This window comes from Helicobacter valdiviensis, assembly GCF_003245365.1.
Lineage (GTDB): Bacteria > Campylobacterota > Campylobacteria > Campylobacterales > Helicobacteraceae > Helicobacter_D > Helicobacter_D valdiviensis.
The window spans coordinates 20979-46100 of sequence record NZ_NBIU01000012.1; the positions used below are offsets into that span (position 1 = coordinate 20979).

General features: G+C 31.1%; 23 protein-coding genes and 1 pseudogene. 9 read left to right on the forward strand and 15 right to left on the reverse strand.

All coding sequences use genetic code 11. The annotated features are described in order from the left end of the window. Nucleotide 1 precedes the first annotated feature (1 nt). The 7 genes from B6S12_RS05400 to B6S12_RS05430 form a co-directional block, all read right to left on the reverse strand. Nucleotides 2-1534 (reverse strand): phosphoethanolamine transferase, encoded by a 1533-nt coding sequence (locus tag B6S12_RS05400; RefSeq protein WP_111229784.1) that lies wholly within the window; start codon nt 1532-1534, stop codon nt 2-4. 63 nt (nt 1535-1597) lie between these two features. Then, nucleotides 1598-2815 (reverse strand): molybdopterin molybdotransferase MoeA, encoded by a 1218-nt coding sequence (locus tag B6S12_RS05405; protein WP_111229785.1) that lies wholly within the window; start codon nt 2813-2815, stop codon nt 1598-1600. After that, nucleotides 2812-3393, reverse strand: a complete 582-nt coding sequence (gene ribA / locus B6S12_RS05410; protein WP_111229786.1) for a GTP cyclohydrolase II — start codon at nt 3391-3393, stop codon at nt 2812-2814. The genes B6S12_RS05405 and ribA overlap by 4 nt, the downstream gene beginning before the upstream one ends. A gap of 12 nt (nt 3394-3405) precedes the next feature. Beyond that, complete coding sequence (gene kdsB / locus B6S12_RS05415) at nt 3406-4137, reverse strand: 3-deoxy-manno-octulosonate cytidylyltransferase (RefSeq protein ID WP_111229787.1); 732 nt, start codon at nt 4135-4137, stop codon at nt 3406-3408. Between the two features lie 2 nt (nt 4138-4139). After that, entirely contained in the window at nt 4140-4403 is a 264-nt protein-coding gene (locus tag B6S12_RS05420; protein WP_111229788.1) for a TFIIB-type zinc ribbon-containing protein, read from the reverse strand. Nucleotides 4404-4418: 15 nt separating this feature from the next. After that, nucleotides 4419-5471, reverse strand: coding sequence for an NAD-dependent epimerase (locus B6S12_RS05425; protein WP_111229789.1), 1053 nt, complete (start codon nt 5469-5471; stop codon nt 4419-4421). A 1-nt stretch (nt 5472) separates the two neighbouring features. Beyond that, the gene (locus B6S12_RS05430) at nt 5473-6591 is read right to left on the reverse strand and encodes a pyridoxal-phosphate-dependent aminotransferase family protein (RefSeq protein WP_111229790.1); all 1119 of its coding nucleotides are present in this window, start codon (nt 6589-6591) and stop codon (nt 5473-5475) included. 177 nt (nt 6592-6768) lie between these two features. On the opposite strand from B6S12_RS05430, the gene B6S12_RS05435 reads away from it, so the two are divergent. The 3 genes from B6S12_RS05435 to B6S12_RS05445 all read left to right on the forward strand — a co-directional run bounded on the left by B6S12_RS05435 (nt 6769) and on the right by B6S12_RS05445 (nt 9186). Further along, nucleotides 6769-7437 carry an MOSC domain-containing protein gene (locus tag B6S12_RS05435; protein WP_111229791.1) on the forward strand — a complete coding sequence of 223 codons (669 nt, stop codon included), beginning with the start codon at nt 6769-6771 and terminating at the stop codon, nt 7435-7437. A gap of 196 nt (nt 7438-7633) precedes the next feature. Further along, a complete protein-coding gene (locus B6S12_RS05440; protein WP_111229792.1) occupies nt 7634-8026 on the forward strand; it encodes a hypothetical protein in 393 nt (130 codons plus the stop codon). Nucleotides 8027-8034: 8 nt separating this feature from the next. Next, nucleotides 8035-9186, forward strand: a complete 1152-nt coding sequence (locus B6S12_RS05445) for a PDDEXK-like family protein (protein WP_111229793.1) — start codon at nt 8035-8037, stop codon at nt 9184-9186. Between the two features lie 844 nt (nt 9187-10030). Here the strand turns inward: B6S12_RS05445 and B6S12_RS05450 are convergent. From B6S12_RS05450 to B6S12_RS05465, 5 genes are all read right to left on the reverse strand, one after another. Continuing rightward, nucleotides 10031-10897, reverse strand: coding sequence for a BspA family leucine-rich repeat surface protein (locus B6S12_RS05450; RefSeq protein WP_111229794.1), 867 nt, complete (start codon nt 10895-10897; stop codon nt 10031-10033). 56 nt (nt 10898-10953) lie between these two features. After that, complete coding sequence (locus tag B6S12_RS05455; RefSeq protein WP_181450965.1) at nt 10954-11775, reverse strand: WYL domain-containing protein; 822 nt, start codon at nt 11773-11775, stop codon at nt 10954-10956. A gap of 180 nt (nt 11776-11955) precedes the next feature. Then, nucleotides 11956-14601, reverse strand: coding sequence for a calcium-translocating P-type ATPase, PMCA-type (locus B6S12_RS05460; protein WP_111229796.1), 2646 nt, complete (start codon nt 14599-14601; stop codon nt 11956-11958). A gap of 208 nt (nt 14602-14809) precedes the next feature. Beyond that, nucleotides 14810-14959 carry a L,D-transpeptidase gene (locus tag B6S12_RS10940; protein ID WP_146239345.1) on the reverse strand — a complete coding sequence of 50 codons (150 nt, stop codon included), beginning with the start codon at nt 14957-14959 and terminating at the stop codon, nt 14810-14812. Between the two features lie 351 nt (nt 14960-15310). Further along, the gene (locus B6S12_RS05465) at nt 15311-15649 is read right to left on the reverse strand and encodes a cupin domain-containing protein (protein WP_111229797.1); all 339 of its coding nucleotides are present in this window, start codon (nt 15647-15649) and stop codon (nt 15311-15313) included. 219 nt (nt 15650-15868) lie between these two features. Between B6S12_RS05465 and B6S12_RS05470 the strand changes: the two genes are divergently transcribed. Continuing rightward, complete coding sequence (locus B6S12_RS05470; protein ID WP_111229798.1) at nt 15869-17242, forward strand: sodium-dependent transporter; 1374 nt, start codon at nt 15869-15871, stop codon at nt 17240-17242. Nucleotides 17243-17506: 264 nt separating this feature from the next. On the opposite strand, the gene B6S12_RS05475 is transcribed toward B6S12_RS05470, so the two are convergent. From B6S12_RS05475 to B6S12_RS05485, 3 genes and pseudogenes are all read right to left on the reverse strand, one after another. Next, entirely contained in the window at nt 17507-17950 is a 444-nt protein-coding gene (locus B6S12_RS05475; protein WP_245892544.1) for a hypothetical protein, read from the reverse strand. 35 nt (nt 17951-17985) lie between these two features. Next, nucleotides 17986-18345, reverse strand: a pseudogene (locus tag B6S12_RS11765) (LPP20 family lipoprotein); the annotation flags it as partial. 245 nt (nt 18346-18590) lie between these two features. After that, nucleotides 18591-20528, reverse strand: a complete 1938-nt coding sequence (locus B6S12_RS05485; protein WP_111229801.1) for a motility associated factor glycosyltransferase family protein — start codon at nt 20526-20528, stop codon at nt 18591-18593. A 121-nt stretch (nt 20529-20649) separates the two neighbouring features. Here B6S12_RS05485 and B6S12_RS05490 point away from each other — a divergent pair, with 121 nt between their 5' ends. The 5 genes from B6S12_RS05490 to B6S12_RS05510 form a co-directional block, all read left to right on the forward strand. Next, on the forward strand, nt 20650-21579 hold the full coding sequence (locus tag B6S12_RS05490) for a ribose-phosphate pyrophosphokinase (protein WP_111229802.1): 930 nt from the start codon (nt 20650-20652) through the stop codon (nt 21577-21579). After that, nucleotides 21551-22126, forward strand: coding sequence for a peptidylprolyl isomerase (locus B6S12_RS05495; RefSeq protein WP_111229803.1), 576 nt, complete (start codon nt 21551-21553; stop codon nt 22124-22126). The genes B6S12_RS05490 and B6S12_RS05495 overlap by 29 nt, the downstream gene beginning before the upstream one ends. Before the next feature lie 138 nt (nt 22127-22264). After that, nucleotides 22265-23848 carry an inorganic phosphate transporter gene (locus B6S12_RS05500; RefSeq protein ID WP_111229804.1) on the forward strand — a complete coding sequence of 528 codons (1584 nt, stop codon included), beginning with the start codon at nt 22265-22267 and terminating at the stop codon, nt 23846-23848. 33 nt (nt 23849-23881) lie between these two features. Beyond that, nucleotides 23882-24619: a lysozyme inhibitor LprI family protein gene (locus B6S12_RS05505; protein WP_111229805.1), complete on the forward strand. Its 738-nt coding sequence runs from the start codon at nt 23882-23884 to the stop codon at nt 24617-24619. 60 nt (nt 24620-24679) lie between these two features. Further along, on the forward strand, nt 24680-25122 hold a 443-nt coding region (locus tag B6S12_RS05510; RefSeq protein ID WP_425454659.1), incomplete at its 3' end, for a lysozyme inhibitor LprI family protein.

The following is a 25122-nucleotide window of genomic DNA, read 5'->3' on the forward strand; positions in this document are numbered from 1 at the left end:
ATTAATTGCCCCCCCCCCCCGCATTTAAAATATCAAATTTAGTTTCATAAGTTTTACTTGTTACTTTAAAAAATCCAAGTAATGTGCTATAAAGATTATCATGCGATAAAGCTTCTTTTTGATTACTTAGAGCATATTGGTTTAATTCTCTATCATTGCTCCAAAAAATCATAGGCACATGTTTTTGCACTTTAGGTGCAATAAGATAAGGCATCCCATGCAAATACACTCCACTTTCCCCTAAACTCTCTCCATGATCTGAAACATATAATAAAGCTGCTTTATAATCACTTTTCTTTTTTAATAAATCAATCATTTCTTCTATTAAATAATCTGTATAAACAATTGTATTATTGTAGGTATTGTGCAATTCTTCTTTAGAACATCTAGCCAAATCATTTGTTTGACAAGTTGGAGTAAATTTTTCAAACTCTTTTGGATAGCGTTTATAATAAGTTGGCCCATGAGATCCTTGCAAATGCAAGACTATTAAATTTGTATCCTCCAAATTTTGCAATTTATTTTGTAATTTTTGCAATAAAATTCCATCATATTCTTCACGCAAAATTTGCTTTTGCTCCAATCTATCACAAACCCCTTTACAACCTCCAGAATTATTCCCAAACCAAGACACACTTACTCCAACCCTTGACAATACATCTAACACATTTTCCCTATATTCATTATTGGAAAACTCACTCCTTTTGGAAAGACTAAACATACAAGGAAGACTAATAGCAGTTGCTGTGCCACATGAAGAAACATTTTCAAAGAAAACCACATTTTCTTCAGGTGTATAAGGATTTGTTTTTGCATTATATCCTCCTAAAGAATAATTTTCTGCTCTTGCAGTTTCTCCCACAACAAGCACTAAAATTTTTTTATGTTTTTGTTCTTGCATTTTTGCATCCACTGCAATTTTTTCTAGCTCTTCTTTATGCTTCATTGTATTTTTAAAATATTTCATAGCAGAATAAATCTGATAAAAAGGTGCATTATACATTCTTGCATCATTATAATTTCTAAAAAAAGGCACAAGTTTTGTAGAAAATACCCCTAAAAGTAAAACCGCAACTAGCAAAGAAATCCCAAAAGTAGCCCCTCTAATCATAAATCGTGTTTTTGCTATCTGCATTTTAAATACAAAAATTAAAGGCAATAAGACACAAGTAACAAATAACAAAAAAAGCTTCCAAGAACCTAATAACTCGCTACTTTCTTTAAAATCCGTTTGCATAGCATTTGTTATCATTTGACTATCAATAATCACACCATAACTTTGCATAAAATAAACACTAAAAAATGTAATAATCACAAATAAAGAAAGTAAAATTTTAGCACTAAATCTAAAAAATAATAGAGAAAAAATCGCCACTAATAAAGCAAAATAAATGATAGGAAACAAAATAAAATATTCCAATGCATTCTCTACTGCCAAATTAGAATAAATATAGCTAAATAATTTAAAATTCATAAAAGTAATAAGTAATGCACTAAAAAGCACAAAACCAAGCCATGATATTTTTATCTTCATTAATTAAACCTTATTTAATTTTGTGCTTAATTCTATAACTAAATAATAAACAAATAATAAATTTTACAAAAGTATAACTAAGACTTCATCTTCTTCTTTAAAATACTCTTTGTCTAAAATTGCAAGTCCTATTTGCACATTTTCTAAAGGACAAAAATTATTCAAAATTGCACTCAAAAAATCTTTTTTACCTTCAAAATTTATACGAAACTTTCCATCATTTTCTATAACATTGCATACGCGAAATTCTATTCTTTTATCTTTTTTATATATTTGTGTGCCAAGGGGAACTTTAATTTTGGTTTTTTGTGCTATATTTCCACACATTTTTGCCAAAATCACACTTACAAATAGCTCAAAAGTTACCAAAGTAGAGTTTGGAAACCCAGGCAATCCAAAAAAATGCTTTCCAAAAAATCTTGCATACAACACATGCTGCCCTGGTTTAATACCCACCCCTTTAAAAACTACTTCATCTTGTCTTTCTTTTGCAATCTGTGCAATAAAATCATAATCTCCCACACTAGCACCGCCTGTGGAAATTACTAAATCACAAGTTTTTAACGCATCTTCTAGACTTTTTTCAATGAGATTTTTATCATCTTTTAAAATAGGATAAAGCTTAGGAATTGCTCCATATTCTTGAATTTTTGCACTTAACAAATAACCATTGGCATTATAAATTTTATTAATACTATCGCTATGCTCCCCAAGCTCTAAAATTTCATCTCCACTTACCAAAACACCCACTTTTGGCTTTTCATATACTTCTATAAAAACTTGATTTAAACTTGCAAGCAAACCTATATAATTGCCTGAAAGTTTAGTTCCTGCTTTTAATAATTTCTCGCCTTTTTTATAATTAGCTCCTACTTCTCTTATATAATCACCCTTTTGACTCATTTTCACAATCTTAAGCTTTCCATTTTCTATCAAAACATTTTCAATAGGCACTAAAATATCTGCATTTTTAGGAATAGCCGCCCCTGTAAAAGTTTTAATAGCTTTAGGTGTCTCCAAAGAGAGTGTGGGAATTTCTTCATTTCCTGCCCTATTATCCTTTAAAATCTCAAATTCAACATTCTCTTGAAATTTAGAATTAATTGCATAACCATCCATACTTGAAAGTGGAACAAGTGGCATATCACAAGGTGCATAAATATCTTTTGCTAAAACTCTATTATGTGCTTCTTGTAAAAATACTCTCTCGGTTTTTAATGTTTGAAAATTTGTATTCTCTAAAATCTCTAAAGCTTCATAAAATGTAATTTTTTCTCTCATAAAAGATGTCCCATTTTTTCTTTTTTAACTTCTAAATAATGGCTATTATGCTGGTTACACCCTACGATGATAGATTCTCTTTGCACTTCAATCATTTGGGAAAAAATAGAAATTTTACTTGGATTATTTGTTAAAAGTCGCACTTTTTTAAGTCCATAAAAACTAAAAATTTCACGCACAACACTATAATCACGCTCATCTTCTTTAAAACCTAATTTCAAATTAGCTTCTACTGTATCCAAACCTTCATCTTGCAGTGCATAGGCATTAACTTTATTAAAAAGCCCTATTCCTCTACCTTCTTGACGCAGATAAATTACCATACCTTCTTCTTCTTGTATTCTTTGTAGTGCCATTTCTAGCTCACCACCACAATCGCATTTTAAGCTACCTAAAGCATCACCAGTTAAGCACTCTGAATGCACTCTAACAAGTGGATTATGAGGTAAATTCTCTGTCTTAATCACCAAATGTTCTAAAAAATATCCCTCTTGCTTAATTTCCCTAAAAGATCTTATTTTAAAATTTCCATATTTTGTTGGCAAATTTGCCTCATTAGATATTTGTATATTTTGCATATTTAACCTATTTTATAAAAAAATTTTCTTAGCTTTTATTAAATCTTCTTGTGTATCAATTCCAAAGGAAGCACTTTGCACCTTTGCAACTACAATAGTTTTTTTATTTTCTATCGCTCTTAATTGCTCTAGCTTTTCAATCTCTTCTAAGTTGGATTTAGGCAGTGTGCAAAACTCCTGCAAACTAGCATTACTAAAAGCATATATTCCAAGATGTCCATAATAACTTATATGATTTTCTTGCATAAAATTTTCTCTATCATAAGGAATAAGCGAACGCGAAAAATAAATTGCCTCCATTTCTTTATTAAAGATGGCTTTTACTAAATTTGGGTTCTGTGCTTCTTGTGAGGAAATTTCTTTAATGCAAGTTCCCATAAAAGGCAACTTCCCCCCTATACTCTTTTCTTGCATAATCTTTTTTAATGCTAAAATTACTTCAACTTCCAAAAAAGGTTCATCGCCTTGCATATTAATCACTAATTCATTTTGTGGAAGTTTTAAAATTCTAGCACATTCTGCAACTCTATCTGTGCCACTATTATGCGTTTTTGAAGTCAAAATAGCTTGAATATTATATTTTTTGCATACTTCTTTTACTTCTTCTTCATCTGTTGCTATCACAACATCATCTACTTTTTTAGCAATATTGGCAACCCTAATAATCATAGGAATTCCACCAATATCTTCTAAAACCTTATTAGGAAATCTTGTAGATTTTAATCTAGCAGGAACTATAATCATTGCTAAAAGTCAAACAATTCACTAAAAAAGCTTTCACGCTTTTTGGGTTTATGATAATAGCCACTCTCTTTATGTTCTCTATACACATTTCCTCGTGGCTCTTGATAATTACTTTGTGCTTGGGTATTCACTTGGGCAGAGCGTTCAATAATCTTATCAAGCTCCCCTCTATCTAACCAAACTCCTCTACATTTAGGACAGTAATCAATCTCTACACCACTTCTCTCGCTCATCACCAAATCTACATTACACACAGGACATAGCATTTTTACTCCTTTAATTTAAATTTTAAAAAACTCTCTATACCAAGCCACAAAATTCTTAATTCCTACTTCAATAGGGGTATTTGGCTTGTAACCCAACTCTTCTACTAAATCTTCTACATTTGCATAAGTCGCTGGAACATCTCCCATTTGCAAAGGCATAAGATTCTTTTTTGCTTCCTTGCCAATCTCTTTTTCAATTGCTTCGATAAAATCCATTAATTTTACAGGGTTATTATTGCCTATATTATAGATTTTATAAGGTGCTTTAGAGCTATGGGGATCAGGATTTTTACCACTCCAATTTGGATTAGGAGTTGGGATATTATCAATCACCCTTACAACCCCTTCTACAATATCATCTACATAGGTAAAATCTCTTAACATCTCTCCATTGTTAAACACATCAATAGGCTTTCCTTCTAAAATCGCTTTTGTAAAGAGGAATAAAGCCATATCAGGACGCCCCCATGGACCATACACTGTAAAAAATCTAAGTCCAGTTGTGGGCATTTTAAACAAATAAGAATAAGTATGTGCCATTAATTCATTGCTCTTTTTGCTCGCAGCATAAAGACTAATAGGATGATCTACATTATCACTTGTGCTAAAAGGCATTGCTTCATTCAAACCATACACAGAAGAACTAGAAGCATAAGCCAAATGCTTGATATTATAATGGCGTGAAGCCTCTAAAATATTTACAAACCCTACAATATTGCTATCCACATAAGCATAAGGATTTACTAAAGAATAACGCACTCCAGCTTGTGCTGCTAGATTACAAACTTTATCAAATTTCTCATTTTCAAAAAGCTTAAAAAGATTTTCTTTATCTTCTAATTTTAGATTAATGAAACGATAATTTTTATATTTTGTGCTTTGGGTTAGTTGATTATAAGCAATCTCTTCTTGATGAATTCCTGCATTTTTTAATCTACCATACTTAATATTTACATCATAATAATCATTGATACAATCTAACCCAACCACCTCATCACCACGCTCCAATAAGCGTAATGCCAAAAATGATCCAATAAATCCTGCTGTTCCTGTTACTAAAATCTTCATACTACTTCCCATTCATACTTAGATAATATTTTTCTAAAAAGATTTGATTAGCAAGTCCATTAAACTTTCTTCTACCTAATCTCTCTAAGCTTAATTCTACTGCATTTACTACCCAAGAAATTTCACTCAATGGAATTAATCCCATATGATTAATCCTAAAAATCTTACCTTTTAAATCATCTTGTCCACCTGCAATATTGACACCAAATTCACTCTTTAGGATTTTTCTAATCTCTTCTGCCTCTTTATCAAATACCGCACTCATAGACAAAGCAGGTATCTTAGGATAAATCATAAGTCCAATCCCCTCCATTGCTGCATCGGTGGCTAGAGATCTTGCCTTAGTTTCTTGATAGATTTTATCAAAACCTATTTCTTTTGCTTTTTGCAAAAAGGCACAAAGCCCAATAATAATAGTAGTAGGTGCTGTCCAAGCAGTAGTGTTTTTTCTCTGATTTTTAAGCTCTGTTGCTAAATTAAAATAAAAACCGATATTGCGTTCTTCTATTATCTTGATAGCAGCTTCACTAAGCCCTATAATACTCATTCCTGGTGGCAACATAAAAGCCTTTTGTGATCCACCTATTAGTGCATCCACGCAACTTACATCTAGCTTTTCCACTCCCATTGCCGTAATCCCATCTACAATCACCATAATATCTTTATTATATTCCTTAATGGCTTTTGCAATCACTTCATAAGAATGCCTTAATCCTCCTGCGCTTTCACATGCTTGAATACAAAAAGTATCAATTTCTGAATCATTTTTTAAAGCTTCCATTACAGATTCTAAGCTTGCTGGCGTATCCCATTCATTCTTAATTTCTACATAGGGAATATTAAAAGCCTTAGCAATCTTGGAAAATCTCTCACCAAATTTACCACTATTAATAGTAAGCACCTTTTTTCTACACAAGCTTCTTACACTAGCTTCCATAGCTCCACTCCCTGAACTTGCAAGCATTAAAACTTCAGGAAGTCCTATCATTTCTTTTAAAAGTTCTCTAGTTTTTGCAAAAACTTCTTCAAATTCTTTAGTTCTATGGTGGATTGTTGGCTCACTCATAGCAACACGAACAAATTCTGGAACTGGTGTTGGACCTGGCGTAAAAAGCAACATTTACTCTATCCTTCTATGAAAAATTTTGTAGATTATAACAAAAATTTGCCAACTTTTTGTAAATAAATTCCCAAACTTTTTAAAATAACAATACAGTTTGGCTTCGCCTAATGATTTATTTTAAATGCTTTTAAGATATGCTACAATATTTTTCAAAGCTTCTTTAAAAGGTTTTTTATGAGATTGCAAAGTTTGCAAATAGGATACATTAAGGATTACAGAGATTTTAAGAGTGCTTTTATTAAAGATATTTATTTAAATTATGCTAAAGTAGAAACTTTAGGGATAAAAGAAAATGAAATCGCTGATAATAAGCACCATGGAGGAATAAATAAAGCTATTTTTGCCAATTCTTGTGAAAATTATCCTATATGGGAAAAATTACTCAACAAAAAACTAAATTTTGGTATGATGGGAGAAAATCTAAGCCTTCAAGGATTACATGAAAGTAATGTATGTGTGGGCGATATTCACAAGATTGATAATGTGATTTTACAAGTTAGCGAACCTAGAAAGCCTTGTATAAAAATTTCTTTAATACATCATTTCAAAGGCTTTACACAAGAGATTTTTAAAAGTGGATTAAGTGGGTGGTATTATAGAGTTTTGGAGACTGGGGAGCTCCACACGCAGTCTAAAATCACAATTTTAGAAAGAAATAAAGAAAATCTAAGTATTTTGGAGCTTAATTCTTTATTTTTTAATCCTAAAAATACTTTAAAACAAAATCCAAATCTACTGACAAAACTTGCAAATCTAGACACACTCCTTGCACCAAATTGGCATGAGTGCATACAAAAACGCCTAAATAATACTTATGATACAAGCTATATGCAAAAACTTTAATGATGGTAACTTACTTTTCCCTCAACAAGCAAAGCAATCCACATCTCCTCATCTATCACAAGAAGTTTATTCTAAATCTTTTAGCCTCTTATTGTCATTGCAAACAAATATCTTGTATTTATCTGGCAATTTTAAGACAATTTTTGTCCATAAAATTAAGCTATAATTTCAAAATATCAAAATTTAAGGAGCAAAAATGCAAGAGAATAATTTAGAAAAACTAGAACTATTATTAAAAGAAGAATTTTTAGCAAGCAACCCTGAAAAAAGCGATAAAAACGAAGATGTTGTATTTGGATTGGATATTGTTGAAATTATGGAGATGGCTACAAACATTTTAAACAAAGGTGGATTTTATATTTATAAAGAAAATATAAGCGATTTAGCACCCAAAAAACTTGAAAATCACAAGCTTTGCATGGTTGTAGCAAGCTTTAATATCCTAAAAGGCTCAAGTCTTGTAGAATTCCAAACAAACAAATTAGCAACACTAGAAGATACACTAGAAGAAGATACTGATTTTGTTTTTAGTGCTAAAGAAGATAGTAAGGAAAGCACAAAACTGCTCTATTTTTATCAAAAATTATAAGAAAAACTATGCGAGATTATGAAAATTTTTTTAGCAGTTTTTTAAATTTTAAAAATAAGCGTTTAGAAAATCGCAAAAGAATGGGGTTAAATGATTACAATCCTTTGTTAGTCGTGCAAAATCCATATTTAGAGCAAATGCACTCTAACATGCTCTACTCGCTCCTAAACCCTAAAGGCAATCATGAGCAAAATAATTTATTTTTAAAAGAGTTTTTAAAGCAATGCCAAATAGAGGGAATAGATTGTAAAAATATAGAGATTGACAAAGAATATTTTGCGGGGGATTTTGGGCGATTTGACTTGTATTTAAAAAGTAATGAGTGCCATATCATTATAGAAAATAAAATTAACGCAGGAGAGCAAGAAGAACAATTAGAGCGTTATGCAAACTTTTTAGATGACAAAAATAATGTAAAATACCTTATTTATTTAACCCCTTATGGCACAAAGCCTAGTAGTTTTAAAAAATGGAAAATTTTTGAAAATACCATAAATAAAGGGAATACAAAGATAAATTATCGCCAAATATCCTATGAAAAAGATATTTTAAAATGGTGCGAAAATATAAAAGACAAGGTAAAAAACATTAAAAATCTTTATTATGCAATAGAATTTTATATAGATGTGATAAAAGAAATCACCAACCAAAAGGAAAATCAAATGGATATTTTGGAATTTTTAGAGAATGCAAACAATAGCAAAAATTATGATTTAATCTTAGAGATTCTCTTGCAAAAAGATAAAATAATGGAGGGGTTTTTAAGGAAAATTTGCAAAGAGTTGCTAATAAAAAAGGAATTTGAAGATTGGGAGATAGCAGATAGTAATTGTAACCATTTGGGCTTTATTTTTAAGCCCAAAATTACACAAAAATATTATTTTGCATTTTGTTGGCAAGATGTTACAAATAAGGATAATGGGAGCTTTGGAGTTAGGATTTTTGGCGAAAATATCGCAGAACACACAAAAAGAGAGAAAATTGCAAATTTCTTAAAGGTAAAAGGGATTAATCTTTTTGATTCTAATTGGAGTTTTGTAAATAGTGGCATACCTTTTAACAATTTTATAAAAGACAATGAAATTAGTAATTTTATAAGTAATAATTATAAAAAAACAATAGACATTAACCAAAAATTAAAAGATTTTAAAAGCGATTAGTAGTTTTTAGCTAAAGAAATCTTAAAGCAAGAAGCAATCTAAAAATAACTATTATATTTAAAACAAACCTTTTAGAAACCACACTTCATTCACAGTAAAAAAGCAAAAAATCATTGCAAAGCCTCTACAACATACTATCGCTAGGGCTTTATCTAAAGCAATCCAGAAGAGCAACTAAGTTTATTAATATTATTTAAGTGATTACAGTTTAAATTTCGTTACAAATCTTTTTAGACTGCCACAAGTTTCTCAAGATGTAAGAGGCTTTTATACCCCTCAATAATAAACTTTAAAACTTATAAAAACAGCTTGTTATCTTTCCCAATTTAAAACAAAAATATCCCAAATATCTCAAATTATTTTTGCCTTCTAGGATAGTTACATTTTTGCTTAAGTTTCTTATATTTTTTAGTTATAAATATCTTTATAAAACACTATACAATCACAGCTTAATCGCCATTATATAAAAATAGCTTGTAATTACCTATGATAAGATTTGGAAGATAACTACATAGAAAACTTAAAATTTAATACAGCAATTAAAGTTTGAAGTTAGTTTTTTCAAGCTTTTTTAAATTAAAATTATCCCAATCAACTCCTTTAAAAATTGATTATATTTCAAACTTAATCTTTATAGAAAAATAAAAAAGATATTTCATTACCACTCAATATGATGGGTTGGGGCTAATTTTTAGATACTACACTTCATTTTTAACGATACACTTATATTGCTTTATAAAAAATCTCATGCAAATATTTTGTATTTGCTTATAATAAGTAGGATTATTTAGAGTAAAAACTCTTCTTATTAATAAAATACAAGCTTTAAATTCTCATATAATCTTTATTTGCTACTCTTAAACCACTTTGGCAGTGGATTTTGCATACTTTCATCAAACATACTTTCTACATCTTTTAAGCTACTTATATCCCAAGAATCTAAATTTTGATTAAAACTTTTCGCCTCACAAAACATCAAAGACATATCGCTAACTTTACTTACATTCCAAGAGCTAATATCCTGATTAAAGCTTTCTGCATAATAAAACATTCCACACATATCCCTTACATTCTCCACATTCCAAGTGCTTATATCCTCATTAAACTTCTCTAAGGAATAAAACATATAGCTCATATCTAGCACATTTTCTACATTCCATTTTGCAATCCCACCAAAATCCTCTCTATAATTCATACCTATAAATAATGCCCTCATATCCACAATCAAACTTGTATCAATTTCACCTAAATATACACTCTCATCTTCTATCAAAACTCTTAGTTGTCCTTTACTTTTAGGCTTATATTTATTTCCTATTTTATAACTTTCACTCCTTAACCAAATAGGCAAAGTTTTAAGACTTGTATTCTCCACCATAAAGCGAAAATCGCGCACATTTGAAATATCCCAAGCATCTAAATTCTGATTAAAATTAATCGCCCCATGAAACATACCTTCCATATTTTCAACATTTCCTACACTCCAAGCACTTATATTTTCATTAAAATACAAAGCCTTACTAAACATATAGCCCATATCTTTTACCCTACTCACATTCCAAGTGCCAATCCCGCTAAAATCTTTTCGCACACTTTTATTAAAAAGGGCATGCATATCTATAATCAAGCTTGTATCAATATCTCCTAGATACACATTCTCATCATCTATTAACCTTTTTAGCTCCTCTTGATTTTTTGGCTTATATTCCAACTTTTACCCTTTTGTTTTTCAAAGAAGTTTAACATTTTATTTTAGACATTTTCTGTCTATTTTATGGACTTTAAATATGCTTTTAAAGTTTTTTTAATACTCTCTTGCAAGCTTCTTGGCTCTAGCACTTTGATATAAGGCATATAACTATAAATTAAAGGTAAAATTTCCATTTCATTGCTTATTTGCACTTCTATCTCTAGTGAGCCATCTTTATCTTTTCCTAAAATTTTTTGCGTTTTTAAAGGCTTTCTTTGAAAATATTTTACAATGGGTGCTTCTATAAAAAGTCTTACACTAAAACTATTACAGCCAAACCACACAGAATCTGCATTCTTAAGATATTCTTCTAGTGCAAACTCCACTTCAAAACTCTTTTTTCCTTCTACAATGTTTTTAATATCTTTAAAATAAAATTTTTTAAACTTATCTTGTTTAACACTATCAAGTCCCAAAAGATACCAAAACCCACTAAAAAATGCCAATTTTAAAGGCTTAATACTAAAACTAATCCCCCTAAAATCAAAAATCACTTCTTTTTTGTTCTTAATCATTTCTTCTAAAATTTTAAAATTTTTCAAATCCTCATCATCTAGTTTTTCTACGCCCATTTGGATAAAAATAGATTTTTCACTAGATTTTGGTAGATTAAAATCATCCCAATATGCAAGATTTTGATAAAATACTTCTATAGTATCTACTTCTATCTTCCATTTATTACCTATTTTTATTGCTTTTAAGCTTTCAAGATCTCTTTTTATGGTTTTGGTGCAAACTTTTAATTCACTAGAAAGTTCCTTAATAGAACAAGGAATTTGACTAATTTTAGAATAAATATATTTTAAACGCTCTGTTTTTTGGTTTTCTATTTTTTGCATAATCTCTTGCATCATTTTACTCTTTTAAAAACTTTTTAATAAATATAGCATTAAATCTCAAAATATAAGTTTTGCAACAAAAATATTTTAAATTCCAAATCAATAAAATTTAAATTTTTATAATAAGAGATTTTAATTTTATCCCATAGCATTTAAAAGGGGGAATTATCCCCTTTTTAACTAATTTACCTTAAAGACAACTCTATAACAAAAACGCATAATCTCGCCTAATACAATCACACTAGCTCCTACTACCATAATTTTCCCCCACATTAAAAGTTCTAGCGGACTTGTTTTAAACGCTTCTCCCCCAAATTGCACAATCAAAACTTGTAAAATAAAAGTAAGCACAAAAGTAAGCACCATCCAATAATTTGCTCCCAGATTTTTAAAGATGCTCTCATTATGAAGCTCTCTTGCATTAAAGGCATTAAAAAGCACCATCACAACAAACAGGGTAAAGAGCACACTTCCTTTTTCTTCTTCACTCGCTCCTAAAAAATTCCAAAAATACTGTGCTAAACATACAAAAGAAATAAAAATCCCACTCACTACAATAAGCCCTAACATGCTCTTAGTAATAATATTTGCATTGCGTTTTGTGGGCTTATACTTTAACAAGTTTTTAGAAATTGGTTCTAGCCCCAAAGTAAGTGCGGGCGGTCCATCCATAATAAGATTCACCCATAAAAGTTGCAAAGCACTAAAAGGGGCACTAAATCCCATCACAACCGCAAATAGCACAATAATAACCGATGAAAGATTGACGGTTAGCTGAAATTGTATAAAACGCTGAAAATTTTGATAAATTCCCCTACCCCAAGTAATTGCCCTAATAATTGTGCTAAAACTATCATCTAATAACACTACATCACTAGCTTCTTTAGAGACCTCTGTCCCACTAATCCCCATTGCTATACCTACATCTGCATTTTTGAGTGCAGGTGCATCATTAATACCATCTCCTGTTAAAGCTACCACATTACCTTGCTTTTTTAACTCTTTAACAATACGCATTTTTGTGCTGGGTGTGGAGCGTGCTACGATTTTTATATTTTGCAAACTCTTAGAAAATTCTTCCTCACTCATAGCTTCAAGCTCACTTGCTTCAATAGCCACCCCACCCTTTTCCAACAAATGTAATTTAGCACCTATTGCCTTAGCAGTTTCAAGATTATCTCCTGTTAATATCTTTAGGCTAATTCCTGCTTCTTTTGCTCTAAGAACCGCTTCATAAACATCTTCCCTCAAAGGATCAGCAATCGCCACAAAACCATCAAAAACAAATTCTTTTTCTATTTCTTCCCTATTAGTAGCAATCTCCTTTAGTTCTCTATGAGCAAATGCTATCACTCTATAAGCTTGTTTTTGAAAATAGGTAATTTCTTTTTTAATTTGTGCAAGCAAACTACAATCCATATCCACACAAAGATCTAAAATTTTTTCTGGAGAACCTTTAGTATAAGCTATAATACTTTTATACATTTTTGCAAGAGTTATCATATTTTTAGCTTGAGAAGAGAAGGGAAAAACTTGCAAAATCTCTGCATTCTCTCTTAAATTCCTATAATCACAACCAAAGTTTTTAGCATGCACTAAAAGGGCACATTCTGTGGGATTCCCTAAAAATAAAATTTTATCCCCTTTTTGTTCTAAGTCTGCTGTGGAATTTAACGCACAATTTTCTAAAATTAAACCCAACTCTTTTTCCATTTCTTCTTTGTTTTTTAACTCTACTCTTTTATTATGGATAAAAAAATGTTCCACACTCATTTGATTTTTGGTAAGTGTGCCAGTTTTATCCGAACATATCACATTTACACAACCTATCGTTTCACAAGCAATTAGCTTTTTTACTAGTGCATTTTGTTTTGACATTTTAATAACATTAAGTGCCAAAGATACCGCAACAATAGTAGGCAAACCCTCAGGAACTGCTGCTACAATCAATACCACACTAGAAATAAAAGCCTCACTCACTAACTCTAATGCAATTTCTCCTCTTAATACAAAAAATACTACCTGCAAAATAAAAGCCAAACTTGCAGCCACTGCTCCAAAAATTGTGATTTTAGTTCCCAATTTTTTTAGTTTTTCTTGCAAAGGTGTAGAATCTTTATAGCTTTTATTAAGTTCTTTTGCCACCTTTCCAAACTCACTCTCTAATCCTATTGCTACACAAATTGCCTTAGCACTTCCTTGAGTGATAAAACAGCCACTATAAAGCATATTTTCATAAGTGTTACTTATTTGTTGCTTGCCAAGCTCTTCACTCTTTAACACATGCATACTCTCACCCGTCAAAGAAGATTCATCGCTCATTAACTCTTTTGCACTAATGATACGACAATCACTTGGTATTTTATCTCCGCTCTCTAAAAAAATAATATCTCCTAGCACCAAATCTTCTTGAGCCACCCTGCTAATAGAACCATTACGCAAAGTTTTGATTTTATTTCCCTCTGTCATTTTATGCAATGCTTCAAAAGCCTTTTGACTTTTATTCTCCATAATAAGAGTAATTCCAATAGAAAGAAAAATAGCAATAAAAATCCCTAAACATTCCAAAAAGTTGGCTTCTTTATTTGCAAAATATTCATAACTATTAATACTAAGTGCTAACACCCCTGCAAACACCAAAAGTAAAACCATAGGTTCTTTAAATGCCTCTAAAATCTGCATATAAATAGGCTTTGGCGGAGAGGAATCTATTTGGTTCTTGCCAAAAGCTTGCTGATTAAGCAAAACTTGCTCTGTGCTTAAACCACTAATAGGACTTGTATGGTATTTTACATAGAGTTCTTCTAAAGTAGGTTGTGTATGCATTCTAGCTCCTTTGCTATATATGAGCTAGATTTCAAAAGGGAATATATTTCATATATAGCTTTTTAAAGTTATATATGAGTCTCATAATTTAAGACAAAACCAGATATTAGCAAGTGCTAATTATCAGTATGTTGGTTTGCCACGAGTATTCTCGCCTACTACTCCCTCATAAGTTTTGTGATTATACAATAATTTTAAAGAATTTTACCTAAAATATTTTTAGGATTCTATCCATATTAGGTGTGCCAATTTTTACAATTTCATAAAACTCTTTGATTTCTTGATTACTCAATACAATACAACCATTTATCCATTCAAATCTTAAAAGCTTTCTAAAATTTCCTAAATAATTTGCCAATCCACAGAATTTAATATCTCCTCCTGCATTTCTTTTGTGTTTTTGGCAAAATCTCTATCTTTTTTATTGGGATAGCTTATGCCTAGCTTCCAAAATAATATCTACTTTTTGGATTTTTATAAGCAATATAATATAATCCTTAGCAGAGTTGTCTCATCTCCTCTAAATTGCTTATGTCCTTTAGAATTTCCCTCCCTTTTAAAGCTATTTTGTAACTTTTAAGAAATTTTTCTTCTTAATAAAGCTATAAACGCGTTTTTATTTTTTACAATAATTTTGCGATCCTACCTTTTAAACCCTTATCAATACTATATTCTACGCTCCTTTTATATAAGCATTCTTTCTTTTATTTTAAGGCTTTTTAAGCACAGCACTCACCCTTTTTGCACTATCATTTTTAGCCAAACTTAATCGCACAATCGAATCTTCTAAAGCATACAAAGAATGCTCTACATTAGCTTCTAAGCTTATCATACAAAGAGCATTTAGCTCATATTCTTCTTTAACCTTAAAAAGAATTTTTCCCTTTAAAACCTGCACGCAAATAGCAAAAGGAGCTTTGTGCTCACTCATCTTGCTATCTTTTGCTAATAAGATTTGTATTTCTTTAGTATTTTCGTTTTCTACCAATACATTTATTTTAACTTCTTTAGGGGCAAAATCTATCTCATTCCAATTTGTAATTTTCATAAATCTTCCTTATAATTTTTTATGTAATTTTATCTTAAACAAAATAGGAAATTTTAGACTTTTGTTAAATTCTTATCTCCAAAATAGTATTTTTTAAGGTGTAAAATATTCTTATTTTAAAATTTTTTCTTAGCTACTGTATCTATTTTCTTAAATTTGTAAGTAAATTATTGTAATATACAAACTTTCTTTTATTTAAAAAACAATCTAGGAGTTTCTATGAGCAAAAGACATGAATGGTCTAGCACCCTAACCTATCTATTAACTACAGCTGGAGCGACAATAGGTTTTGGTGCGACTTGGCGTTTCCCTTATTTGGTTGGAGAAAATGGAGGGGGAGCATATGTCTTGATTTTTATTTTAGCAATGCTTTTAATAGGGATTCCGATGATTTTAGTAGAAAATGTTATTGGCAGACGCGCACATAAAAATTCTTTAGATGCCTTTAGTCCCCATTATCAAAAAAAGAGCTTTTCTAAAGCTTGGAAAATCGTTGGGATTATGGGGCTTATTGGTTGTTTTGGGATTATTGCTTATTATATGGTTCTAGGAGGCTGGGTTTTAACCTATATTTCTAGCATTATCCAAGGTGTATTACCCCTAAACCACACTTTAAGTGCTCAAGAAACGAGAGATTTTTATATGCAAAATATTGAATATAACCCCTTAATGGTAAGTATTTATACTTTAGTTTTTGTGCTATTAAACTATATTGTTTTAAGAAAAGGTGTGAGTGATGGTATTGAAAAAGCTATGAAATTTTTAATGCCTCTTTTAATTTTATGCTTGATTGCAATCGTAATTAGAAATTTAACCTTACCAGGTGCAAAAGAAGGGGTTTTATTCTATCTAACTCCTAATTTTAGCAAAATCAACTCCAAACTTTTTATTGATGTTTTAGGGCAAGTCTTTTTTGCTCTCTCGCTTGGATTTGGAGTAATGATAACACTTTCTTCTTATCTTAGCAAAAGTGAAAATCTTATTAAAACTGCTGTTGGAACTGGAATATTAAATACTATTATTGCACTATTAGCAGGCTTTATGATTTTTCCTTCTCTTTTTAGCTTTGGTTTAGAACCTGATTCTGGCCCTAAGTTAATTTTTGAAGTCTTACCCATCGTATTTTCTTCTATGAAATTTGGAAGTATTTTGGCCGTTAGCTTTTTTACACTTTTAATTATTGCGGCTTTTACTACTTCTATTACTCTTTATGAGGTGCTAATTAGTGTTTTGAGTGAAAAATTAAGATTAAAAAGAGAATGGGCAGTATTCTGGGTTCTTACCTTTACTTTTATTGCAGGAAATATCCCTTCAATCCTAGCTTATGGTCCTTGGAGGGAAGTGCTTATTTTTGGAAAAAATATTTTTGATGCTTTTGATATAATTAGTGGAAATATCTTTTTTGTGCTTACAGCCCTTGGTGCTTCTATTTTTGTGGGCTGGATTTTAGATAAAGATGCTAAAGAAGAATTGCTAAATGGAACACAAAGTAAGCTTTTAGTAGAAATCTGGTTTTATTATGTAAAATACATTATTCCCATTATCGTTGCCATCGTTTTTATCAATGGATTTAAAAGTTCTTTTTTAGATTAATCCGCTTTCACAGATTTTTAGAATCTGTGGCAAGTTTATTTTCTCTACAAAAACAAAAAAAGAGCTTAATCTTTTATTTTACTTTTTATCTTTACAAGAAAGCCAACCAAAATTATTTATAATTTCCTAAATAAAAATAAATCTTTAATATATTTTGCTATAAATGCTAAAATAATTTAATTTATACAAAAACTAATATTTATTCCCAAACTAAAATCCGTTTAGTTTATACGATACTTATATAATCATAACCCCCATAAGAGCCTAATTATAATTTATCTCCAAAGTGAATTTACTTTGACTTTCTTTAAAATAAATGCGATTTTTGCTTACTTCATAAAAAATCTTATTGTTGCCTTTTTGTATCTTTTGGATAAAACCCCGCTCTTGTTTCTCTTTACCTTCCCCCCCTAAAATCTCCTTTCCTTCCAATATGTCTTTAAAATTTAGCCCACCCAAAGCCTCATTTTTAAAAAATCTCCTAATAAAAATCTCTTTAGAATAACAAGTATCATTAAGGCAAACTCCGGTATTACTTGCACTAAATGTAAAAAGCAAATGCCCCATATTAAAAATCTCTAAAGTTGTCTTTGTGGGATATTTTTTTATAAAACCAAGATCATAAAATTTAAACTGATTGATAGAAAAAAAGATTGTTGTAGAAGAAGTTTGCTCTAGTTTTTGGGGTGCTTTTGCACACCCAAACACTAAGAAAGCAACACCTAAAAATTTTAAAGCGTAAATTAGAAGTTTTCGCCAGTTAAGATACGATACCATCTTTTTCCATCAAGTTTTAATTCCATACTTACTTGACACAAACCATCTTTATAAACTGTTTCAATAATTTCAGCATTTCTAATTACTGCCATTACTTTAGTTTTAACGGTTGAATTTTTAAGCATCATATCTCTTACTGTATCTTGAGCATTTACTCTAATACCATACATTTTTTCACCAATTTGCCTATAAGCATCTACAATCGCCGCTCTTTTTGCTAAAGCTAAAGCTTGAGCAGGAGAAACAGTTGATTCTGGTGCTACACCCATACCTACTGCACTAATTTCAATAATGCTAGAAGGTGTAATCATAGGAGCATTTGGGATTACAATCTCATCTCCACCTACTTCCACTCCTTGTAATCCTGCTGGAGTATTAGAATTTCTTCCTACAGAAGCATTTGTAAAACCTGCATTACCTACTGGACTTGCCACAGAAGCTTGTGTTTGTGTTGTAGCCTCTACTGCAAATAAACTTGCACTAAGCAATGCACTTGCTAAAACCAATGAAACTGAAGTTTTTGTTGCCATTTCAATCCTTTTTTTGACATAAGATAAACATAACTAAGCAATTAGTGTTCCACTTTTATATCATTAACCACTTGATTAAAATATTCCACCATTGCTTCAAAACCACTATTATACAATTCTTGTGCTTTAATCCAAATATGTTCAATATTATTATGTGGTAAATGCAAACAAGATAACACAATATGATAAAGAAAATGGCTTAATGAGCCACTAAATAAAATCGTCACTAATGGATTAGTTTTAGAAGTTTTAGCAATTTCATCTGAAATCTTATCCACTCTTATAAAGAGTTCTTTTTTATTTTTAACCTCTTCTTTAAACAAATCCCCTATTCTATTTTTAAAAGCCAAAACTTCAAATACATGACTTTGAGGATTCTTAGAATAAAAATCACTAGTTTTAGGATCTTTAAAGAGAGATTTTAGATTTTCAATTTGCTGTTTTTTATCAATCTCTTTTAAATCAAATTCATCATAATGAGTTGGTCTTGCCCCTTTGATAAAAGCTCCATCATTTAAATTCAAAATATTAAAAGGTTTTAAAGCACTAAAAGCTTCCTCTAAACTCGTGCGTGAAAGAGAATAGAGTGCATCTGAATAAATATCATCACTAAAATTCCCCCTTACCCTAAAAGCATCACTTGGGAGATTATTTTTTTCTTCTTCTCCATAATAGGAATTTTTAGCATGTTTTGTAGAGCCCTCTTTATATCCACAATCAAGCCCACATAAAATCACATCACTGCCTAAATAACTTGCAAGTGCAGCTCCTGCATTTCCTACAAGTGGCGCACTAAATTGAATTTGAAACTTAGGAGCTTTAAAGTTTGCAGCACTTGAACCTGCTCGTTCAAAACAATAAAACTCCTTTGCAAGCTCCTTTGCCTTTTTATCTAATACACTCGCACACAAAAGTGGCACATCGCCCAAAGGCGCTTCTTTTAACACACCCTCTAAATAATCATGGCGTTCAATCTCTACTTGAAAATCTGGAATAATCCCTGCCTTTTTTAAAGGTTTAAGTGCTGTTCCACAACTAAAAATAATCATTTTTTCTTGATTTTCTTTAATAAAAGGGAGTAAAAAATCCAAACTTGGTCCATTTGCTACCACACAAATAGGAGCATTAATCCTTTTGGGTTCTATAAGCATTTTAGTAATCTCTACACTAAGCTTATTAACTATCCCTCTCATCTCATCTTCAAAACTCCCCCAACCTCTGTAATTTTGTGAATGCAACTCATGCACTAATTCTCTTGCACTTATATTAAGAGGACTTTGATACAAGCTTAGCTCCAAACGCATTACAGAAGTGCTAATTTTACGCGATAGAAAATAATGATACACATAATCTTTTTTCACTAAGCTTTCTAAGAAAATATACCCTGCCCTATCTTGCGTTTTAGAAAATAGCGTAGGATAATCCACAAAAAAGCAAGAAATCCTAAACAAATCTAGCGATTCTTCAAAAATCAAAAAACTATGAAAACTCTCATAATTCTCATTCAAAACTTGCAAAAAAATCCCTCCACCAAGCCCAAATAAATTAAGACTTGGCAAAAAGTCATTAGAAAGATGAAATGATTCTACCCAACCATTATTCATAGTATAAGCTAAAATTTCATTGACCCATCTTGAAGTAAAAGGAAACTCTTCCCCCATAAAACAAGCACGCGATCCAAAAATTCTCTTCCATTGTTGGTTTAATAGTGGATTAAAACTGCAATTTTCATGCACCAAAAGCATACTAGACTTACCCGCCTCATCTAAGCTATACAAAAAAGAGTTATTCTTAAAATTAAGAATATTAACACCCTCTTTTCCAATATAAAGCTGGTATTCTTTTGCCTCACTTTTTAGAGCTTCAAATAAGTTTGGATAATCATTTTGAAAAAAATATAAATTTTCTTGGAATCTCCTTTGGCAAAATTTCTCAATTTCTTCACAATCTGCACTTTTTAGAAATTCTAAAATTCCCATTATTAACCCTTAAGAGAATAAAATTTTTTAGAAGTTTAGCACAAATTTGATATGTATTTTATTTTTTTCAAGTTTTAAAAGACTATAATTGCCTTTTAACTTTATAAAACAAAGGCATTTAATGCAAGATGTGAAAATTTTTACTGGGAGCGCTCATCCAGAATTTTCAAAAAGAGTGGCGCAAAATTTAGATGTGGAGCTCACAGAAGCCGAAATATCACGCTTTAGCGATGGGGAGATTAGCGTAAGGCTGTGTGAAAGTGTAAGAGGTAAAGATGTATTTGTAATCCAACCTACTTGTGCTCCTGCAAATGATAATTTAATGGAGCTTTTAATAATGTGCGATGCGCTAAAAAGAAGTTCAGCAAATTCTACCAATGTGATTATGCCTTATTTTGGCTATGCAAGACAAGATAGAAAAGCTGCCCCGCGTGTGCCAATTAGTGCCAAACTTGTAGCAGATATTCTACAAACTGCAGGGGTTAGTCGCCTCATCACAATGGATTTACATGCAGGACAAATACAAGGATTTTTCAATATTCCTGTGGATAATCTTTATGGATCTATTGTATTTAAAGAACATATTCTAGCAAAAAACCTTAAAAACCCTATTGTTGCAAGCCCTGATATAGGTGGAGTAGCAAGAGCTAGATATTTTGCAAAGCTTTTAGGCTTGGATATTGTTATTGTAGATAAAAGACGAGAGAAAGCCAATGAATCTGAAGTGATGAATGTAATTGGAAGCGTTGAAGGAAGAGATGTTATTTTAATTGATGATATGATTGATACTGCAGGAACGATTGTAAAAGCAGCAGATGCTTTTAAAAATAAAGGTGCAACAAGCGTAATAGCTCTTGGCACACATGCGGTATTTAGTGGCCCAGCATATGAGCGTATCCAAGAGAGTAGCATTGATGAAGTAATCGTAACAGACACCATTCCGCTTGCTAAAAAATGCGATAAGATTAAAGTTTTAAGTGTAGCACCACTTTTTGCAGAAGTTATAAGGAGAATCAATAAAAATGAAAGCGTTAATTCACTATTTGCTTAAAATTACTTGCATTTTTGCGTTTCTTAGCGTATTGGGCTTAGCAGAAACCAAAGATAACAAACAAATCCAAGCAGTGCTTGAAACTACAGCAGGAAAGATTACCCTTACCTTATTTCCTGATGTTGCTCCTAAAGCTGTTGAAAACTTTGTAACCCATATCAACAATGGCTATTACAATGGAACTATCTTCCACCGCACAATTAGAAAATTTATGATTCAAGGAGGAGATCCAACCGGAACTGGAAGAGGCGGTGAATCTATTTGGGGGAAAGACTTTGAAGATGAGATTGTAAAAGGTTATGCGTTTGATAGAGCAGGAATTTTAGCTATGGCTAATGCAGGTGCTAATACAAATGGTAGCCAATTTTTCATCACAACCACAAGAACTCCTCATTTAAATGGATTGCATACTATTTTTGGAGAAATCAGTAAAGATAATCAAGAAGAAAGCTTTAAAACTTTAAGAAAGATAGAATACACCCCAACAAATTCCGAAGATAGACCTCTAAAAGAACAAAAAATCATCAAAGCCTATATCATTAAATAATCTTAAAGGAACAATCCCCTTTAAGACTTCATTAAACTACTCTAGCTTATCCATAATAATTTTAAATGCAAAAAATCAATAGATTAGGATAAATTTATTTTATTTAGTATAGAATAAATTTAACAAAAAGGAGAATGAATGCATTTAAAAGACTATCTAAATTATGATAAAGCCTCTAATATTCTTTATAAAGAAGTGCATAAAATTGGTATAATTATGCTTTTTATTCTAGTTATTGTAACAATGGTTATGTGGAATTCTAGTGAAATTTCAAACCCTCTTTTGCTAGGATTTACCGCAATTATTGGCGGGTATATGGCATTAAATATCGGTGCTAATGATGTTGCAAACAATGTAGGACCTGCTGTAGGCTCTAAAGCTCTAACCATGTTTGGTGCTATCATCATAGCTGCAACTTGTGAGATAGCAGGAGCCCTCATCGCAGGTGGAGAAGTCGTAGATACAGTGCGTTCTGGAATTATTTCTATGCAAAATATTCAAAATATTGAAGATTTTATCACTCTTATGCTTGCTGCACTTATTTCTGGGGCAATTTGGTTACATTTTGCCACATTAATTGGTGCTCCTGTTTCCACAACCCATTCTATTGTAGGGGGAATATTGGGTGCTGGAATTGCTGCTGGTGGATTTAGCGTAGTAAATTGGGGGGAGCTAGGCAATATCGCAGCAAGTTGGATTATCTCCCCTCTTGCTGGTGGAATTATCGCAGCACTTTTATTATTTTTTATCAAAAACACAATTACCTACAAACAAAATAAAAAAGAAGCAGCAAGAAAAATTGTCCCTTTTTTAATAGCTTTTATGAGCTTTGCTTTTAGTCTTTACCTTATTAACAAAGGGCTTAAAAAAATTCTTTCTTTAGAACCTATTTATGCACTTGCGCTTAGTATCGTTATTGCAATTGTTGTTTTTATTTTCGTGCGTCCTCTTATCCAAAAAGCACTTAGCAATATGGAAAACAAAAAAGAAGAAATTAATAAACTTTTTACCATTCCTCTCATTTTTGCAGCCGCATTACTTAGCTTTGCCCATGGTGCAAATGATGTGGCAAATGCTATTGGCCCACTAGCTGCCATTAATGATGCTCTAAAAGAGGGGGTAGAAGTTGGCTCTAAGGCTAGTGTGCCATTTTGGATTATGCTACTTGGAGGACTTGGTATCTCCATAGGGCTTGCACTCTATGGGCCAAAACTCATAAGAACCGTAGGAAGTGAGATTACAGAGCTTGATCAAATCCGTGCTTTTTGCATTGCTATGAGTGCAGCACTTACAGTGCTTATTGCTTCAGAACTTGGAATGCCTGTTAGTTCCACCCATATTGCCGTAGGTGCTGTATTTGGTGTAGGATTTTTGCGTGAATATCTCAAAAAGCGTTACAAAGAAATGGAGATTAAAATCCTAGATTCTTATAAAGGTAAAGATACACAAAGCTTAAAAGAATTTTTAGGACGCTTTAGAAGAGCCTCTGTAAAAAAGAAAGCTGCTATTTTAAAAAGCATAGAACGAAAAAAACTCCAAAAACAAGAAGGATTACCCGAGCTTAAAAAAAGCGGACAAAAGCAATTAAAAAAGGTTTATCAAGAAGAACTTGTAAAAAGATCTGCTATTAACAAAATCTTGGCAGCTTGGCTTATTACCGTTCCTGTTTCTGCAATACTTGCTGGAATTTGCTTTTATATTTTAGATGCATTAGGGCTATAATTTTCTCTCTTTAAAGCTTTAAAGGAGGTTCTTATGCAAAAGTTTTTAATGGTTTTAGGATTTTTCTTAATATTGAGTATTAGTATTAATGCTCAATCTCCAGAAGAAGCTAAACCTAGCTTTAATTGTGCTAAAGCAACTAAAAAAGTTGAAAAGATGATTTGCAATGATAAAAGTGGGGAGTTACAAAAACTTGATAGATTGTATTCTAAGCTCTATTTTTCAATACTAAAGAGTATCCCAAAAGATACAAAAGAGGGGCAAAATGAAAGAGAAGAACTGAAATATTTTAATCACGATGTTATGAGCAATAGAAATATATTTCAATGCTATTTTATTGTACCATTTGGGACAGGAAAACAAGAAGACTTTCAATCTAATTATTGCATAAAACAAATTTATTTAGAAGCGATCGCTATTTTAGCTTTTAAAATGATAAATAGTGAAGCTAATAAAAAAAAATGGAATTTTAACCAAAGAGTAGAAAAATTTTATTATGGTGCCGCTTATTTAGAGAAATATAATAGAATAAATTTTTTATCTAACTACAATTTATTTAATAATTTTTTTGAAAGCACTACTAAAGGCATTGTTATAGATTTTATGGCTTATAATATTGCACAATGGAACTATTTTATTCTACATTCTCGGATTAATGAAGCAAATTTAGGTGAATTTGATGAGGCAGTAAAAGTATATAAAATACTTTATGAGAAGCTCTATCAAGCTTTTACAGAAGATAAAAAACTTAATAAATTATTAGGAAAATAAATGCCAATTAAAACAACAAATTTAAGCTAAAAAATTAATTTCTATATCAAAGGAGTTCTTATGCAAAAGTTTTTAATGGTTTTAGGGATTTGTGTTACTTTAAGTGTTGGCATTAACGCCCAATCTCCAGAAGAAGCTAAACCTAGTTTTGATTGTGCTAAAGCAACTACAGAAGTAGAAAAGATAATTTGCAATGATGAAAGTGGGAAATTACAAAATTTAGATCGCTATATGGGTGAAGTCTATACACAATTAAGAAAAGAGTTAAAAATCTCTAAGTTTCCTAATAAGGAACAAAGACTAAAAGATCTTTTAGAATCACAAAGAGCTTTTATTAAACATTTAAATGAAGTTCGTTTTATAGGAGATGCCTATGAAGAACGCATTATATATTTACTTAAACTTCTAGGAGAAGTGCTAGATTCGAATAATAAAGAATTATGTGAATATGCAAGAAGATATAAGAGTGATTGGAGCAAATGGCAAAAAGTTCCTCCCTCCAT